Annotated in this window: 13 protein-coding genes; all 13 read left to right on the forward strand. The window is 65.1% G+C overall.

The window, feature by feature from the left end; genetic code table 11:
- Positions 1–29 precede the first annotated feature (29 nt).
- The 13 genes from pyrH to dnaE all read left to right on the forward strand — a co-directional run bounded on the left by pyrH (position 30) and on the right by dnaE (position 16,076).
- The gene (gene pyrH, locus IT472_RS03980) at positions 30–752 is read left to right on the forward strand and encodes a UMP kinase (RefSeq protein WP_297178722.1); all 723 of its coding nucleotides are present in this window, start codon (positions 30–32) and stop codon (positions 750–752) included.
- Positions 753–807: 55 nt separating this feature from the next.
- The gene (frr, locus tag IT472_RS03985) at positions 808–1,365 is read left to right on the forward strand and encodes a ribosome recycling factor (protein WP_297178725.1); all 558 of its coding nucleotides are present in this window, start codon (positions 808–810) and stop codon (positions 1,363–1,365) included.
- Positions 1,366–1,478: 113 nt separating this feature from the next.
- Positions 1,479–2,240, forward strand: a complete 762-nt coding sequence (gene uppS / locus IT472_RS03990) for a polyprenyl diphosphate synthase (protein WP_297178808.1) — start codon at positions 1,479–1,481, stop codon at positions 2,238–2,240.
- A complete protein-coding gene (locus IT472_RS03995) occupies positions 2,237–3,088 on the forward strand; it encodes a phosphatidate cytidylyltransferase (protein WP_297178727.1) in 852 nt (283 codons plus the stop codon). Before uppS ends, IT472_RS03995 begins: the two co-directional genes overlap by 4 nt.
- Before the next feature lie 2 nt (positions 3,089–3,090).
- On the forward strand, positions 3,091–4,260 hold the full coding sequence (gene dxr, locus IT472_RS04000) for a 1-deoxy-D-xylulose-5-phosphate reductoisomerase (protein WP_297178730.1): 1,170 nt from the start codon (positions 3,091–3,093) through the stop codon (positions 4,258–4,260).
- Positions 4,257–5,615: an RIP metalloprotease RseP gene (gene rseP, locus IT472_RS04005; RefSeq protein WP_297178733.1), complete on the forward strand. Its 1,359-nt coding sequence runs from the start codon at positions 4,257–4,259 to the stop codon at positions 5,613–5,615. The genes dxr and rseP overlap by 4 nt, the downstream gene beginning before the upstream one ends.
- Before the next feature lie 68 nt (positions 5,616–5,683).
- Positions 5,684–8,206, forward strand: a complete 2,523-nt coding sequence (bamA, locus tag IT472_RS04010; RefSeq protein ID WP_297178735.1) for an outer membrane protein assembly factor BamA — start codon at positions 5,684–5,686, stop codon at positions 8,204–8,206.
- 13 nt (positions 8,207–8,219) lie between these two features.
- Positions 8,220–9,239, forward strand: a complete 1,020-nt coding sequence (gene lpxD, locus IT472_RS04015) for a UDP-3-O-(3-hydroxymyristoyl)glucosamine N-acyltransferase (RefSeq protein ID WP_297178739.1) — start codon at positions 8,220–8,222, stop codon at positions 9,237–9,239.
- Positions 9,236–9,700 carry a 3-hydroxyacyl-ACP dehydratase FabZ gene (gene fabZ, locus IT472_RS04020; protein ID WP_297178741.1) on the forward strand — a complete coding sequence of 155 codons (465 nt, stop codon included), beginning with the start codon at positions 9,236–9,238 and terminating at the stop codon, positions 9,698–9,700. The genes lpxD and fabZ overlap by 4 nt, the downstream gene beginning before the upstream one ends.
- 13 nt (positions 9,701–9,713) lie before the next feature.
- Positions 9,714–10,499: an acyl-ACP--UDP-N-acetylglucosamine O-acyltransferase gene (lpxA, locus tag IT472_RS04025; RefSeq protein WP_297178744.1), complete on the forward strand. Its 786-nt coding sequence runs from the start codon at positions 9,714–9,716 to the stop codon at positions 10,497–10,499.
- Positions 10,444–11,739 carry a lipid-A-disaccharide synthase gene (gene lpxB, locus IT472_RS04030; protein WP_297178748.1) on the forward strand — a complete coding sequence of 432 codons (1,296 nt, stop codon included), beginning with the start codon at positions 10,444–10,446 and terminating at the stop codon, positions 11,737–11,739. The genes lpxA and lpxB overlap by 56 nt, the downstream gene beginning before the upstream one ends.
- Positions 11,740–11,814: 75 nt before the next feature.
- Positions 11,815–12,420, forward strand: coding sequence for a ribonuclease HII (locus IT472_RS04035; protein WP_343231806.1), 606 nt, complete (start codon positions 11,815–11,817; stop codon positions 12,418–12,420).
- Positions 12,421–12,503: 83 nt separating this feature from the next.
- The gene (dnaE, locus tag IT472_RS04040) at positions 12,504–16,076 is read left to right on the forward strand and encodes a DNA polymerase III subunit alpha (protein WP_297178753.1); all 3,573 of its coding nucleotides are present in this window, start codon (positions 12,504–12,506) and stop codon (positions 16,074–16,076) included.
- The last annotated feature ends 72 nt before the right edge of the window (positions 16,077–16,148 follow it).

The following is a 16,148-nucleotide window of genomic DNA, read 5'->3' on the forward strand; positions in this document are numbered from 1 at the left end:
GCGCCTTCCTTTCGTCCGTCCGGTGCCCCATGTCCGAACTCGCCTATCGCCGCGTGCTGTTGAAACTCTCCGGCGAGGCGTTGATGGGGGACGAGGATTACGGCATCGATCCCAAGGTGCTGGGCCGACTGGCGCGCGAGGTCATCGAGGCCCGTGACGCAGGCGCCGAGATCGCGCTGGTGATCGGTGGCGGCAACATCTTCCGCGGCGCCGGGCTGGCCGCCGGCGGCATGGATCGTGTCACCGGCGACCAGATGGGCATGCTGGCCACGGTGATCAATGCGCTGGCGATGCAGGATGCACTGGAGAAGGCCGGCGCCAAGTGCCGGGTGATGAGCGCGCTCAAGATCAACGACGTCTGCGAGGATTACATCCGCCGCCGCGCCATTCGGCATCTGGAAAAGGGCCGCATCACGATCTTCGCCGCTGGCACCGGCAACCCGTTCTTCACCACCGACTCCGGCGCGGCGCTGCGCGCGATCGAGATTGGCGCCGACCTGCTGCTCAAGGCCACCAAGGTCGACGGGGTCTATGACAAGGACCCGGAAAAACACGCGGACGCGGTCAAACTCGATAACCTGAGCTACGACGATGTGATCCGCCACGACCTGCGGGTGATGGACACCGCCGCCTTCGCGCTCTGCCGTGACGCCAAGCTGCCCCTGCGGATCTTCGACATGGCCCAGCCCGGCGTGCTGTTGCGCATCCTGCGCGGTGAACACATCGGCACTCTGGTGGGTGGCCCGGGCTGAGTTCGCCCAAGCCCGCCTATAATGGCCCGTTTGCGGAACTTCGGAGAACGCGGCCATGCTGAACGAGATCAAGAAAGACGCCCAGTCGCGCATGGGCAAGAGCATCGAAACCCTGCGCCATAACCTCGTCAAGGTCCGTACCGGGCGTGCGAACACCGGCCTGGTCGACAGCATCAAGGTCAACTACTACGGCTCGGACGTGCCACTGTCGCAGGTCGCCAGCGTCTCGATCGGGGACGCGCGCACGATCATGATCGTGCCATGGGAAAAGCAGATGGTCGGGGCGGTCGAAAAGGCGATCCTGGCCTCCGACCTCGGACTGACCCCGAACACCGCCGGCACCACCATCCGCCTGAACATCCCGGCCCTGACCGAAGAGCGCCGCCGCGACCTGACCAAGGTCGTGCATGGTGAAGGCGAGGACGCCAAGGTCGCGATCCGCAACATCCGCCGCGATGCCAACCACCACGTCAAGGAATTGCTGAAGGACAAGCAGATCAGCGAAGACGACAGCGCGCGCGCCGAGGTCGAGATCCAGAAGATCACCGACGCCGCGATCAAGGAGGTGGATGACGTGATCAAGGGCAAGGAAACCGAGTTGATGTCGGTCTGAGAGGAGCCGGGATTGGGGATTCGGGATTCGGGATTGGTGATCCGTGAAAGCGTTGCAGCCTTGCCTTCGACGGGAGTGTTTCCTTGACTGACGCGTTGGCCGCGCCGGGAACCATACCGTCGGGCGATCGGGCGAGCGGCGCGGTGCCACAGCACATCGCCATCATCATGGACGGCAACGGCCGCTGGGCGCAGGCACGGCATCGCCCACGTCTGATCGGCCATCGCGCCGGGGCCCGCGCGGTCAAGCGCTGCGTGGAGTTCTGTCTCCAGCGCGGGATCGGCGCCTTGACTCTGTTCGCGTTCTCCAGCGAAAACTGGGACCGTCCGAGCGATGAAGTCAGCGGCTTGATGAGGCTGTTCATCGGCGCACTCGATCGTGAGGTTGACGAATTGGCACGCCTTGGCGTACGGCTGCGCTTCATCGGCGAACGCGAACGTTTTCCCACCGGAATCCGTGAGCGCATGCATTCCACCGAAATCCGGACCGCCGGCAACGCGCGCCTGCACCTGAACATCGCGGCGAGCTACGGCGGCCAGCAGGACATCGCACGCGCGGCACGCGAATTGGCCAGCGAAGTCGCCGCAGGCCGGCTGCAGCCGGAACAGATCGATGCGACGGCGCTGTCGTCGCGCATGGCACTCGCCGACCTGCCACCGCCCGACCTGTTCATCCGTACGGGTGGCGAACTGCGAATCAGCAATTTCCTGCTCTGGCAGCTGGCCTACACCGAACTGTGGTTCACCGAAGTCCTGTGGCCTGATGTCGATGCTGTCCTGCTGCAGTCGGCACTCGACGCTTACGCGGCGCGTGAACGTCGATTCGGCCTGACCAGCGAACAGATCCAGGCCAAAGACGGAGCGAAGGCGCCATGACGAAAACCCGCGTCCTCGCCGCACTGGTGATGGCCCCGGCGGCCATTACAGCTGTCCTGCTGTTACCCACCGCCTGGCTGATGCTGCTCAGTGCGCTGCTGTGCCTGCTGGCGCTGTGGGAATGGCTGAAGCTGGTCAACATCGAGGACACCCTCGCCCGCACCGTCCTGCTGGCCTGCAACCTGGCACTGATGGTGGCCCTGGTCTGGGCTTCGCGCTCGTCGCGGACCAGCGCGCTGCCCTTGTTCGAATTGACCGCCATGCTCGGCGTCATCTGGTGGCTGCTGTCCCTGCTGTGGATGCTTCACTATGACTTCGCTTCGCGAGCCGGAAGCCAGGCTCGCGTCTTCAAACTGGTTGCCGCCACCGCAGCCGTGGTCCCGGCCTGGTGCGCACTGGCGCTGATCCACGCCGGGACACCCCATGGTCACGCTTGGCTGCTGCTGGCGCTGCTGCTGGTCTGGGCCGCGGACAGCGGCGCGTATTTCGCCGGCCGGCGCTTCAGTGGCCAATGGTTCGGCGGCCGCAAGCTGGCGCCACGCATCAGCCCGAACAAGTCGCTGGAAGGCTTGGTTGGCGGCCTCGTGCTGGCGGCCTTGGTCGCCGTTGCCGGGGCCCTGCTGCTGGAGGTTCCGACCCGCAAGTTGGCGGGCGTCATCCTGATTGCCATGGTGACGGTGCTGTTCTCGGTCGCCGGCGACCTGTTCGAAAGCCTGCTCAAGCGCCACGCCGGGGTGAAGGATTCCGGCACCCTGATCCCCGGGCATGGTGGCATCCTCGATCGCGTCGACAGCCTGCTCGCGGCACTCCCCGTGTTCGCGGTCGGCAAGGCCTGGCTCGGATTCTGATGATGCGCAAGGTTGCCGTGCTCGGTGCCACCGGTTCGATCGGCGCGTCCGCGCTGGATGTGATCGCCCGTCACCCGGACAGCGTGCGCGCCAGCGTGCTCGCGGCCGGCACGCGGGTGGACGCATTGCTCGCGCTGTGCCGCACGCACCGGCCCGAGCATGCAGTCATCGCCGATCCTCGCCTTTACGCCTGCTTGCGCGACGGCCTGCGCGACGCCGGACTCGCGACCGAGGCGCATGCCGGCGACGCCGCCATTGCCGCACTTGCGGCAGGTGCCGCCTGCGACATCGTGGTGGCCGCGATCGTCGGCGCGGTCGGCCTGTCATCGACCTTGGCGGCTGCACGCGCTGGCAAACGGTTGCTGCTGGCCAACAAGGAATCGCTGGTCCTCGCCGGTGAACTGCTGATGCGCACAGCCGAGGCCGCGGGCGCCACCATCGTGCCGATCGACAGCGAGCACAACGCCGTGTTCCAGTGCTTGGGCGACGGCACGTCGACACCGACGCGGATCACCCTGACCGCCTCGGGCGGTCCGTTCCGGGGCTGGACCCGCGATGCCTTGGCCAAGGTCACACCGGCGCAAGCCGTGGCCCACCCGAAGTGGTCGATGGGGCCGAAGATCTCGGTGGATTCGGCCACGCTGATGAACAAGGGCCTCGAAGTCATCGAAGCCCACCACCTGTTCCGGATCCCGGGTGCCGCCATCCGCGTGCTGGTGCACCCGCAGTCACTGGTCCACGCCATGGTGGATTTCGCCGACGGCAGCACGCTGGCGCAACTGGGCCTGCCCGACATGCGCACCGCGCTGGCGGTGGGTTTGGGTTGGCCGCAGCGCATCAGCTCCGGCGTGTCCGCGCTCGACCTGCTCAGCCAGGGCGGGCGGCTGGACTTCGAGCAACCCGACCTCGACGCGTTCCCCTGCCTGCGGCTGGCAACAACCGCGCTGGCAGCGGGTGGCACGGCCCCGGCGGTGCTCAACGCCGCCAATGAGGAAGCCGTTTCAGCCTTCCTTCAGGGCGACATCGGTTTTCTGGACATTCCCGATACCATTTCCGCAGTCTTGGACGCCCTTCCACCCGCCCGTGCCAACACCCTGGATCCCCTGCTCGACGCCGACCGTGCGGCGCGATCGATTGCCCGTTCGCGCATCCATGCGAGGCGACGGGCATGAATGAGTTCTTTGGCTCGGTCTGGTGGCTGCTGGTTGCCTTGGGCGTGCTGGTGACCTTCCATGAATTCGGTCATTTCTGGGTGGCACGCCGCTGCGGGGTGAAGGTCTTGCGCTTCTCGGTCGGCTTCGGCAAGCCGCTGTGGTCGCGCCGCGGGCGCGATGGCACCGAATATGTGATCGCCGCGATTCCACTCGGCGGCTATGTGCGCATGCTGGACGAGCGCGAGGACGATGTTGCCGAATCGGAGGTTGCCCTGGCATTCAACCGCAAGCCGGTCTGGCAACGGATCGCGATCGCTGCGGCCGGCCCGTTGGCGAACCTGCTGCTGGCCTTCCTGCTGCTCTGGGCGATGCTGGTCGTCGGTCGTCCGGATTACGCGCCGGTGGTGGGATACGCCAAGGGCATCGCCGCCCAAGCAGGCTTGCACCCGGGAGATCGCATCACGGCGGTAGGGGAACGGCAAACGCCGACCTGGAGCGAGTTGGGCATCGCCCTGTCGGTCGCTGCGCTCGACCGCAAGCCCGTGACCTTGGCCATCCGCACACCGGGCGGCCTCGACACGACACGCCAACTGGCATTGCAGGACCTGCCGGCACAGATGGATGAAACCCAGGCGTTGGCAAAGATCGGCCTGCTTCCGCGGCATCTGCTGATGCCGGCCATCATTGGCCGCGTGAAAGAGAGCACCCCAGCTTGGGGCGTGCTGGCGGAAGGTGACAGGATCACCGCGATCGACGGCACGCCGATCTCCAGCTACGAGGACATTGCCCCCCAGGTCGAGCGGCTTGGACTGCGCGGCGGCCCAGGAATGATCGAGGTCGAACGCGACGGCCAGCGGCTTGCCCTGGAGCTGACCCCGCAACGCGGGGTGGACGCTTCCGGGAAGGCTCGCTGGTACCTCGGGATTCTCAGCAGCGTACCGGTCGAGATGCCGCACGACGCCGTGCTGCGCCTCGGGCCGATTGCCGCAATTCCGGCCGCGGCCCGCGAAACCGTCTTCCAGAGTGCGCTGATCGTGGAAATGATCAGCCGCGCGGTCAGCGGCCAGATTGCGGTGCGGAACACCGTTTCAGGACCAGTCACGATTGCCCGCGCGGCCAATGATTTCGCCGCCCGCGGCCCGGCATGGTTCCTCGAATTCCTCGCCCTGCTCTCGGTCAGCCTCGGCCTGCTCAACCTCCTGCCGATCCCGGTCTTGGACGGGGGGCACCTGCTGTATTACCTTATCGAGCTTGCCAAGGGCCGCCCATTGGGCGAACGCGCCCAGGCCATGGGCCAGTACATCGGTCTTGTGCTGATCGCAGGATTGATGGGACTGGCCTTCTACAATGACATCCTGAGCATGATGTCGTGATCCATTCACCCGACGCCCCGCACCGCGTGGCCTCCCCGAACATAGCTGCACCAAACAGGACGTTTCGAATGACCCGAGCCCCATCCCGCCGTCTCCTGGCCATTGCACTGGCCTCGGCGCTTTCGATTCCTGCCTGGGCCCAGACGACGTCCACGCCACCGGCGCCCGCGGCACCAACGCCGACGCCGAATGTGCCGTTCTCGCCGTTCACGGTCCAGGACATCCGCATCGACGGCCTGCAGCGGATCGGCGCCGGCGCCGTGTTCACCTATCTTCCGGTCGAGCGCGGCGACACCATTGACCAGGCCAAGGCAGCAGAGGCACTGCGCGCCCTGTACAAGACCGGGTTCTTCGAGGATGTCCGGCTTGATCGCCAGGGAAACATCTTGGTGGTCACGGTGATCGAACGGCCTGCGATCAACAAGCTGACCCTGACCGGCAACAAGGACATCAAGACCGAGGACCTGCTCAAGGGCCTCAAGGAAATCGGCCTCTCCGAGGGTGAAACCTTCAACCTGCTCAACCTCGACCGCCTGACCCAGGAACTCAATCGCCAGTACAACAACCGCGGCAAGTACAACGTCGAGATCACGCCAACGATCGAACGCCTCGACCGCAACCGCATCAACCTGACCATCACGGTCAAGGAAGGCAAGGCGGCGCGCATCCGCCACATCAACCTGATCGGCAACGACACGTTCCCGCAGGAAGAGATCACGGAGAGCTGGGAGTCCCATACCTCGAACTGGCTGAGTTGGTACAAGCGCGACGACCAGTATTCGCGCGAAAAACTCTCCGGCGACATCGAACGGCTCACGTCTTGGTACCTGAACCGCGGCTACGTGGACTTCAACCTCGATTCGGCCCAGGTCGCGATCAGCGGCGACCGCAACGACATGTACATCACTGCCGGGATCACCGAAGGCGAGGTCTACAACTTCGGCGAGATCACCGTCTCCGGGAACACCATCCTCCCGAAGGAAGAAATCGAATCGATGGTCGGATACATCCGCCCGGGCGGGACCTTCTCGCGCGCGCAGCTGGAGTTTGCCACCAAGACGATTTCCCTCCGCCTTGCCAACATCGGCTACGCCTTCGCCCAGGTCAATCCGGTTCCGCGCATCGATCGTGACAAGCGCACCGTGGCCGTCGATTTCCAGATCCAGCCCGGCCCGCGGGTGACGGTGCGCCGGATCGTGTTCAAGGGCAACACCCGCACCGCCGACCCGGTGCTGCGCCGCGAGATGCGCCAGTTCGAAGGTAGCTGGTATTCGCAGGCAGCCATCGACCGCGGCAAGGTGCGCTTGGACCGACTGGGCTACTTCGAGGAAGTCAGCGTCGAGAAGACCGTTGTCCCGGGAACCACTGACCAGGTCGACGTCGTCTACACGGTCAAGGAAACCAATTCCGGCACCATTTCGGCCGGATTCGGCTATTCCCAGCTCTCCGGCGTCAACCTGTCCCTGCAGTTGTCCGAAAAGAACTTCCTGGGCACCGGCAACATGCTGTCGGTCGCCATCTCGACCAGCGCCTACCAGAAGCGCTACGACTTTTCGTTCATGAATCCCTACTTCACGGACGATGGCCTCTCGCTCGGCTACAACATCTGGTGGCGGGAGTTTGACTATTCAAACTACAACGTCGCCCAGTACTCCTCGAACAGCGGCGCATTCCAAGTGCTGCTGGGCATCCCGCTGAGCGAGAGCGACACGGTGTCGCTGATGATCGGCGCGGACACCAACCAGATCGACGCCTTCGCCGGTACCACGCCCCAGCCCATCATGGACTACCTGTTTGCGATCGGCGAACGCACGTTCCGCTCCTTCCGCATGCAAGGATCGTGGTCCCGCGACACCCGCAACAATTACCTGATGCCGGTGACCGGAAGTTCCCATGCGTTGACTGCGGAGCTCACCTTGCCGGGATCGACGGTCGGCTATTACAAGATCCAGTACGACTTCGCCAGATACTGGCCGCTGAACCCGAACCTGGTGCTTCGTACCGCCATGACGGTGGGATTCGGCGACTCCTACGGCAGGGATTACGCCCGCAACGTCTGCTACACGCTGCCGACGCCACCGACGCCGCCAACCCCGGACAATCCGAACCCACCGCCACCGCCTGCTCCACCACCGCCGAGCAATCCCTGTCTGACGACGTCACCGGATTTCAAGCGCGTGGCCGTCGCCGCTGGCCTGCCGTTCTTCGAGAATTTCTACGCGGGCGGCATCAATTCCAGCGGGCGCGTCCGTGGCTTCATGGACAACACCCTTGGGCCGGCCTACGTCGCCGCAACCGGCTACCGGCAGCCGCTGGGTGGTTCGATGTTGTTCGCAGGCTCGATCGAAGCCATCTTCCCGAAGCTCATCGACAGCCCTTCGGCCCGGTTCTCCGCGTTCCTCGATTTCGGCAACGTGTACGACGGCTGGAGGAATTTCCGCGCCAACGACCTGCGCGCTTCGGTCGGCATCTCCATGCTCTGGCGCTCCCCGATGGGGCCGTTGTCGATCAGCTACGCGATCCCGGTGCGCACACGCCCCGGCGACCAGCTCGAACGCCTGCAGTTCACCTATGCGGGCTCCCAGCTCTGAACGACCTGCCGAGATGAAACCACCGGCGCTGACCGCAGCCGCCCTGGCCGAGCGCTTCGGGCTCACCTTGCGCGGCGCGGACCGGACCATCACCGGGGTTGCCGCCTTGGCCAGCGCGACCCCGGAACAGCTGTCCTTCCTGGCCAATCCACGCTACCGGGCCCAGCTTGCGCACACCCACGCCGGCACCGTCGTGCTGTGCGCAACAGACGCGGATGTGTTTGCAGGGACTGCCCTGCTGACCGAAAATCCCTATGTCGCCTTTGCGAAGATCTCCGCCCTGTTCGCCCCGGGGCAGGAATCGATTCCCGGCATCCATCCGACCGCAGTGATCGACGCTACGGCAGTGATCGACCCCACCGCCAGCATTGGCCCGCATGCGACTGTCGGTGCGCGTAGCCGGATCGGCGCTGGCGCGACGATTGGGCCTGGCTGCGTGATCGGCCCGGATTGCGAGGTCGGCGATGGGTGTCTGTTGGTGGCGCGTGCGACCCTGGTCACGCGCGTACGGCTGGGCCAGCGCGTCCTGATCCATCCCGGCGCCGTGCTCGGCGCCGACGGCTTCGGCCTTGCGATGGATGCCGGGCGCTGGATCAAGGTGCCGCAATTGGGCGGCGTGGTGGTAGGGGACGATTGCGAAATCGGCGCCAACACCACCATCGACCGCGGCGCCTTGGACGACACCGTGCTGGAACAGGACGTGCGCCTCGACAACCAGATCCAGATCGGCCACAACGTCCATATCGGCGCGCATACCGCGATGGCCGGCTGCTCGGCGGTGGCCGGCAGTGCCCGCATTGGTCGCCGTTGCCTGATCGGCGGTGGTGCCGGCATCCTGGGCCATCTTGAACTGTGCGATGGCGTGGTCATCACGGCCATGTCGCTGGTCACCCACTCGATCAACGTCCCTGGTGAGTATTCCTCCGGGACCCCACTGATGGACAACCGCAGCTGGCGCAAGAATGCCGCGCGGTTCCGACAACTCGACCGCATCGCCCGCCGACGGGCGGGCGATGCCAAGGACCACGAATGAGCACGACTCCCGATCTGTCGCTTCCGCTTGGCACCGCCGCCATCGAATACCTGCTGCCGCACCGCTATCCCTTCCTGCTGGTCGATCGCGTGGTCGAACTGGAGCCGGAGAAGCGCGTGCTGGCCTACAAGAACGTCAGCTGCAACGAGCCCTTCTTTCAGGGCCATTTCCCCGGCAAGCCGGTGATGCCGGGCGTGCTGGTGATCGAGGCGCTGGCCCAAGCCGGTGGTCTGCTCTCGCAACTGTCGCGCAATCCCTCCGATCCGCTGACCGAGACCTTCTATCTGGTCAAGGTGGACAATGCCAAGTTCAGCCGGATGGTGGTGCCAGGCGATCGTCTTGAACTCGATGTCGAACTGAAGCGGCGGATCCGCAACATGGCCCAGTACGTCGGCATCGCCCGCGTGGATGGCCAGCAAGTGGCCTGCGCGGAAATCCTGTGCGCCGCGGCGCGCGGTTGAGCCTGCGCCTGCCATGACCACCAGTCGCATCCACCCCAGCGCCGTGATCGCGGCCGATGCACGCCTGGGCAATGGCGTGCAGGTGGGTGCGTTCGCGGTGATCGGGCAGGAGGTCGCCATCGGGGACAACACCCGCATCGGCCCGCACTGCACGATCGAAGGCCCGACCCGGATCGGTCGCGACAACATCTTCCACGGCCACGCCGCGATCGGCGGCGAACCGCAGGACAAGAAATACCGTGGCGAGCGGGTCGAGCTGGAAATCGGCGACGGCAATTCGATCCGCGAATTCGTCACCATCAACCGTGGTACCGGCGACGGTGGCGGTATCACCCGCATCGGTCACCGCAACTGGATCCTCGCCTATAGCCACATCGCCCACGACTGCATCGTCGGCGATGACTGCGTGTTCTCCAACAACGCCACCCTCGCCGGGCACGTGGTGGTCGGCAACCATGTCATTCTCAGCGGCTTCACCGGCGTCCATCAGTTCTGTCGGATCGGTGACCACGCCTTCATCGGCATGGGCGCCTTCGTCAATGGCGACGTGCCTCCATTCCTGATGGTCGCGCAGGAAAAATACGCACGCCCGCGCGGGATCAATGCCGAAGGCCTGAAGCGGCGTGGCTTCGATGCGCAGCGCATCGCCGCGATCAAACGCGCCTACCGTGCGCTGTACATGGGAGAGGCCAAGCTCGACGAGGCCAAGGCCGAACTGGCCGAAATCGCCGCAGGCAGCGACGATGTGCGTGCCTTCCTCGATTTCATCGACGCCAGCGAACGGCCGTTGCTGCGGTGAAGCCGGGATTGGGGATGCGGGATTGGGGATTCGGAAAGGCAGGAATGACGTGAATCCATCTTCTTCGAATCCCCAATTCCCAATTCCCAATCCCGAACCCAGGCGCTTCGCTCTCTGCGCCGGTGAAACCTCGGGCGACCAACTTGGCGCAGGATTGATCGACGCACTGCGCATGCGATTCCCCGATGCGCAATTCGCCGGCATCGGCGGCCCCGGTATGCGTGCCGCCGGCATGGAGACCTGGTTTGATGCCAGCGCGCTTGCGGTGATGGGCTTGGCCGAAGTGCTGGCGCATTTGCCGCGCCTGCTGCGTCTGCGCAAGCAGTTTCGCCAACGCGTCCTCGACTGGAAACCCGACGTCTACATCGGCATTGACGCACCCGACTTCAACCTCGGCGTCGAACGCTGGCTGAAGCAGCGCGGCGTGCGCACCGTGCATGACGTCAGCCCGTCGATCTGGGCTTGGCGGAAGGGCCGTGCCGCGAAGATCGGGCAAAGCGCCGACCGCGTGCTCTGCCTGTTCCCGATGGAGCCACCGATCTATGCGCGACATGGTGTGGATGCCCGTTTCATCGGCCATCCGCTGGCTGATGCGATCCCCTTGCAGCCGGACCGCTCGGCCGCGCGCGCTGCATTGGGTGAAGAAACCGACACACCGATCCTCGCCCTGCTGCCCGGCAGCAGGCTGGGCGAAATCCGCCGCATGTTGCCGGACTTCGCCGAAGCAGCGCGTCGTCTCGCAGCTGACATACCCGGCCTGCGCGTGCTGGTGCCTGCCGCGAATGCACAGTGCCGTGCCGCCATCGACACCATCCTTGGCGATGCGGCATCGTTCCGGATCATCGACGGACAGGCGCAGCAGAGCATGATCGCCAGCGATTGCGTGCTGCTGGCATCGGGCACCGCCGCGCTGGAGGCAATGCTGTGCAAACGCCCGATGGTGATTGGCCATCGCATTTCCGCACTGACCTACCGCATCGTCAAACTGTTCGGACTGCTCAAGTCCACGCATGTCAGTCTGCCCAATGTGCTGGCAGGCGAAGCCCTGGTTCCGGAATTGCTGCAGGACACGTGCACGCCGGAAAATCTGCACGCCGCGCTGCTGCATTGGTTTCGCGACCCGCAGGCGGTTGCCGCGCTGCAGCCGCGCTTTCTTGCCCTGCACGAACAGCTGCGCTGCGATGCCTCGCAACGGGCGGCGGAGGCCGTGACGGAACTGCTGGTCGGCAAGTCGAGCTGAGTTTTCTGAGCCGTGGTTGATCACAGCCAGTCCCGACCCTCACCCCAACCCCTCTCCCCGGGGGAGAGGGGCTTCATTGCAGGTATCGACGAAGCCGGGCGCGGGCCGTTGGCCGGGCCGGTGGTGGTGGCTGCCGTGGTCTTCGCAGCCGGACGCACCCCGGTGAACGGGCTGGATGATTCCAAGGTCCTGAGTGAGAAACAACGCGAGGCCCTGTATCCGCGCATCCTCGAACGCGCACTGGCGTGGAAGATCGTGTTCGTGGAGGCGGACGAAATCGACCGTCGCAATATTTTTCAGGCGACGATGCACGGCATGCGCGAAGCCTTGCTCGGCGTCGCCCATGTCGCCGACTGCGCACGCATCGACGGCAACAAGTTGCCGAAGGACTTGCCCTGTCCAGCCGAAGCCTGGGTGGGTGGTGATGCGCGCGACCGCAGCATCATGGCCGCCTCGATCCTCGCCAAAGTGACGCGCGACGCCCGTATGTGCGAACTGCACGCACACTACCCGCAGTACGGCTTCGACCGTCACAAGGGCTACCCCAGCCCGGCCCACCTTGCTGCCCTGCGCGAATTTGGCCCCTGTCCGCAGCATCGGCGCAGCTTCGCGCCGGTGCGCGCGGCAATGGCGACCCGGCCCACACAGGGCGTCTTGCCGGGATTGCCCTTGCCCGACTGACCCGGCTGCACTTCACGCCACTGTCAAGCCTTGCCCGGTCCGTCCCCGCGCCCTACTCTGCGGGTTCAACACGCGCCGACGCGATGCCCGCACGTTTCGTCCACCTGCATCTGCACACCGAGTTCTCGCTCGTGGATTCCACCATCCGCGTGCCCGAGAAGCCCGACGACGCGCGCCCGGAAAAGGCCGGTGATCGCCCCAACCTGCTGAGCCGCGCGGTCGAATTGCAGCTGCCTGCGCTGGCCGTCACCGATCGCAACAACCTGTTCGCCCTGGTCAAGTTCTACAAGGCGGCCGAGAACGTGGGCATCAAGCCGATCGCCGGCGCCGATGTGCTGGTGGCCAACGGTGGCGATGCGCCGTCCATGCTGACCCTGCTCTGCCGCGATCAATCGGGTTATCTGAGCCTGTCGCGCCTGCTCAGCCGCGCCTGGCTGGAAGGCCAACATGGCGACTGCGTGGCGATCGATCCGGATTGGCTGCAGGGTGATCATGCCGGCTTGTTCGCGATCGCAGGACGCAACAGCCTGGCCGGGCGTCTGGCCTTGTCAGGTCGAGACGACCTGGCCGAGGCACAACTCGGGCATTGGCGGAGCGTGTTCGGCGAGGACCTGCATCTGGAACTCACACGCACCGGCCGCGAAGGGGAAGAGGCGTTCAACCAATTCGCCCTGCACGCTTCCGGCAAGCTCGGCCTGCCGGTGGTCGCCAGCAATGACGTGCGCTTCCTCGATGCCGCCGGCTTCGATGCGCACGAGGCCCGTGTCTGCATTTCGACCGGGCGCGTACTGGACGATCCACGACGGCCGCGCGATTACAGCCCGCAGCAAAACCTGCGCTCGACCGAGGCCATGGTCGAACTGTTCGCCGACGTGCCAGATGCGCTGGACAATACGGTGGCATTGGCGCAGCGCTGCAATCTGCAGTTGAAGCTGGGCACCTACTTCCTGCCCGCCTATCCGGTGCCGTCGGATGAAACCCTGGAAAGCTGGATCCGCAGCGAAGCACACGCTGGCCTTGAAGCCCGCCTGCAAAAGAATCCACTGGCTCCCGGCAAGACCCGCGAGGATTACATCGCACGACTGGACTTCGAGCTGGACACGATCATCAAGATGGGCTTCCCCGGCTACTTCCTGATCGTGGCCGACTTCATCCAGTGGGGCAAGCACCAGGGCATCCCGATCGGCCCCGGCCGCGGCTCCGGTGCCGGCTCGCTGGTCGCGTGGGCGCTGCAGATCACCGACCTCGACCCGCTGCCCTACAACCTGCTGTTCGAACGCTTCCTCAACCCGGAACGCGTGTCGATGCCCGACTTCGACATCGATTTCTGCATGGATCGGCGCGATGAAGTCATCGACTACGTCGCGCGCAAGTACGGCCGCGACCGCGTGTCGCAAATCATCACCTACGGCACGATGGCGGCGAAAGCGGTGCTACGCGACTGTGGCCGCGTGCTCGGCCTCGGCTACGGCATGGTCGATGGCATCGCCAAGCTCATTCCCAACGTCCTCGGCATCACGCTGAAGGATGCGATGGGCGAAGGCAAGGATGGCATGGATCCCGAGCGAGCCTCGCTCGAACTGATCCGACGCTATCAGGACGAGGAAGAAGTCCGCGACCTGATCGACCTTGCACTGCAACTGGAAGCCCTGACCCGCAACGCCGGCAAGCATGCCGGCGGCGTGGTGATCGCGCCCTCGTCCTTGTCCGATTTCTGCCCGCTGTACGCTGAACACGACCGAGGCACCCTGGGCAAGAATCCAGTCACCCAATTCGACAAGGACGACGTCGAAGCGGTCGGGCTGGTGAAGTTCGACTTCCTCGGCCTGCGCACGCTGACCATCATCGATTGGGCGGTGAAGGCGATCAACGCACGTCGCGCCAAGGACGGTGCCGCACACATCGACATCACCACCATTCCGCTGGACGATGCCAGCGTCTATCGCAACGTGTTCGCCAACGGCAATACCGGCTCGGTGTTCCAGTTCGAATCCCACGGCATGCGGCGCGCGCTGAAGGACGCCAAGCCCGACCGCTTCGAAGACCTGATTGCACTGAACGCGCTGTACCGCCCCGGCCCGATGGACATGATTCCGTCGTTCGTGGCGCGCAAGCACGGGCGCGAGGAGTTCGAGTACCCGGATCCACGGACCCGGGCCATGCTCCAGGAGACCTACGGCATCATGGTCTACCAGGAACAGGTCATGCAGATGGCGCAGATCGTCGGCGGATACACGCTGGGCGGCGCCGACCTGCTGCGCCGCGCGATGGGCAAGAAAGTGCCGGCCGAGATGGCCAAGCACCGCGAGATCTTCCGCGAGGGCGCGGCCAAGGGCGGGGTCAGCGCAGCAAAGGCCGACGAAATCTTCGACCTGATGGAAAAGTTCGCAGGTTACGGTTTCAACAAATCGCACGCTGCCGCCTACTCGCTGGTCGCCTACCAGACGGCGTGGCTGAAGAAGCACTTTCCAGCCGAGTTCATGGCGGCCACGCTGTCCTCGGACATGGACAAGACCGACAAGGTGGTGGGCTTCGTCGACGAGACGCGCATGCTCGGCTTGACCCTGCTGCCACCGGATGTGAACGCCTCCGGCTACATGTTCGAGGCCATCGACGAGGCCACGATCCGCTATGGCCTGGGCGCGGTGAAGGGCGTGGGCCATGGCGTGTGCGATGCGATTTCCAGCGCACGCAAGGACGGCGGGCCATTCCGTGACCTATCCGATTTCTGCCAGCGCGTTTCCGCCGGCGGCATGAACAAGCGCACGCTGGAGGCGCTGATCCATGCCGGGGCGATGGATGCTCTGGCCGCCAACCGTGCCTCGCTGATGCTGCAACTGCCCGAAGTGCTGAAAGCCACCGAACAGATGGCGCGAAACAGGAACAGCGGCATGTTCGACATGTTCGGTGGCGGTGGCGGCAGCGACATCCACATCGATTTGCCGGAGACCGGCGAATGGCCGTTGGCGCAAAAGCTGGCACGTGAGCGCGACACGCTGGGGCATTTCCTCAGCGGCCATCCGATGGATCCCTATCACGAGGATCTGGTGAAACTGGTGGGCCATGACCTGTCCGCGCTGGAAGCCCTGTGGGAGCGCGGCGCACAGGGCTTCCGCCAGAACGAGGGGCGCAACCGGCGGCCATCGGTGCACACCCACGTCGCCGGGCAAGTGATCGCGATCCGAAAGCGCGGCGAAACGGAAACCGCCGTGCAATTGGAGGACGGCCGGGGACGGGTGGAGTGCACGTTCATCGACGAGGCCTGGACGCAGTACGCGCCACTGCTGACGCGCGATCGCATCCTGGTCGTGGAAGGCGGACTCCGCGAAGACAGCTTCAACGAAGGCTATGCTCTCCGTGCCAGCCATTGCTGGGATTTCTCGCAACTGTGCAAAGGCCACGCCCAACGGGTGGCGATCCGCATCGATTTGCGTCAACCCCAGTCGCTGAAGGGACTCGAACGGATCCTGGCGGGCCACGCCGGCACCACCCCGGTCCTGATCGAGGCCATGACCAACGCCGGCATCGGCAGGCTTAGGCTCGACGCCGGCCATGGGCTGTGCATGGACGAATCCCTCCCGGCCATCCTTCGCGACCTCCCAGGCGTCGACAAGGTCAGTTTGCATTTTACGAGGCCATGGGCCGACGCTGGCTGACCCGGGACCCCTGCCAAACCAACCCGCACGCCAGGCAGGCGCTGCATTGCGGGTGACTGGTAAAATCCTGCC

The organism is Thermomonas sp. (assembly GCF_020850895.1).
Classification (GTDB): Bacteria; Pseudomonadota; Gammaproteobacteria; order Xanthomonadales; family Xanthomonadaceae; genus Thermomonas.

Excerpts from the sequence above, each read along its gene's own strand:
- pyrH (WP_297178722.1), top strand. The coding sequence starts at position 30 with ATGTCCGAACTCGCCTATCGCCGCGTGCTGTTGAAACTCTCCGGCGAG.
- frr (WP_297178725.1), top strand. The coding sequence starts at position 808 with ATGCTGAACGAGATCAAGAAAGACGCCCAGTCGCGCATGGGCAAGAGC.
- IT472_RS03995 (WP_297178727.1), top strand. The coding sequence starts at position 2,237 with ATGACGAAAACCCGCGTCCTCGCCGCACTGGTGATGGCCCCGGCGGCC.
- dxr (WP_297178730.1), top strand. The coding sequence starts at position 3,091 with ATGCGCAAGGTTGCCGTGCTCGGTGCCACCGGTTCGATCGGCGCGTCC.
- rseP (WP_297178733.1), top strand. The coding sequence starts at position 4,257 with ATGAATGAGTTCTTTGGCTCGGTCTGGTGGCTGCTGGTTGCCTTGGGC.
- bamA (WP_297178735.1), top strand. The coding sequence starts at position 5,684 with ATGACCCGAGCCCCATCCCGCCGTCTCCTGGCCATTGCACTGGCCTCG.
- lpxD (WP_297178739.1), top strand. The coding sequence starts at position 8,220 with ATGAAACCACCGGCGCTGACCGCAGCCGCCCTGGCCGAGCGCTTCGGG.
- fabZ (WP_297178741.1), top strand. The coding sequence starts at position 9,236 with ATGAGCACGACTCCCGATCTGTCGCTTCCGCTTGGCACCGCCGCCATC.
- lpxA (WP_297178744.1), top strand. The coding sequence starts at position 9,714 with ATGACCACCAGTCGCATCCACCCCAGCGCCGTGATCGCGGCCGATGCA.
- lpxB (WP_297178748.1), top strand. The coding sequence starts at position 10,444 with ATGTGCGTGCCTTCCTCGATTTCATCGACGCCAGCGAACGGCCGTTGC.
- dnaE (WP_297178753.1), top strand. The coding sequence starts at position 12,504 with ATGCCCGCACGTTTCGTCCACCTGCATCTGCACACCGAGTTCTCGCTC.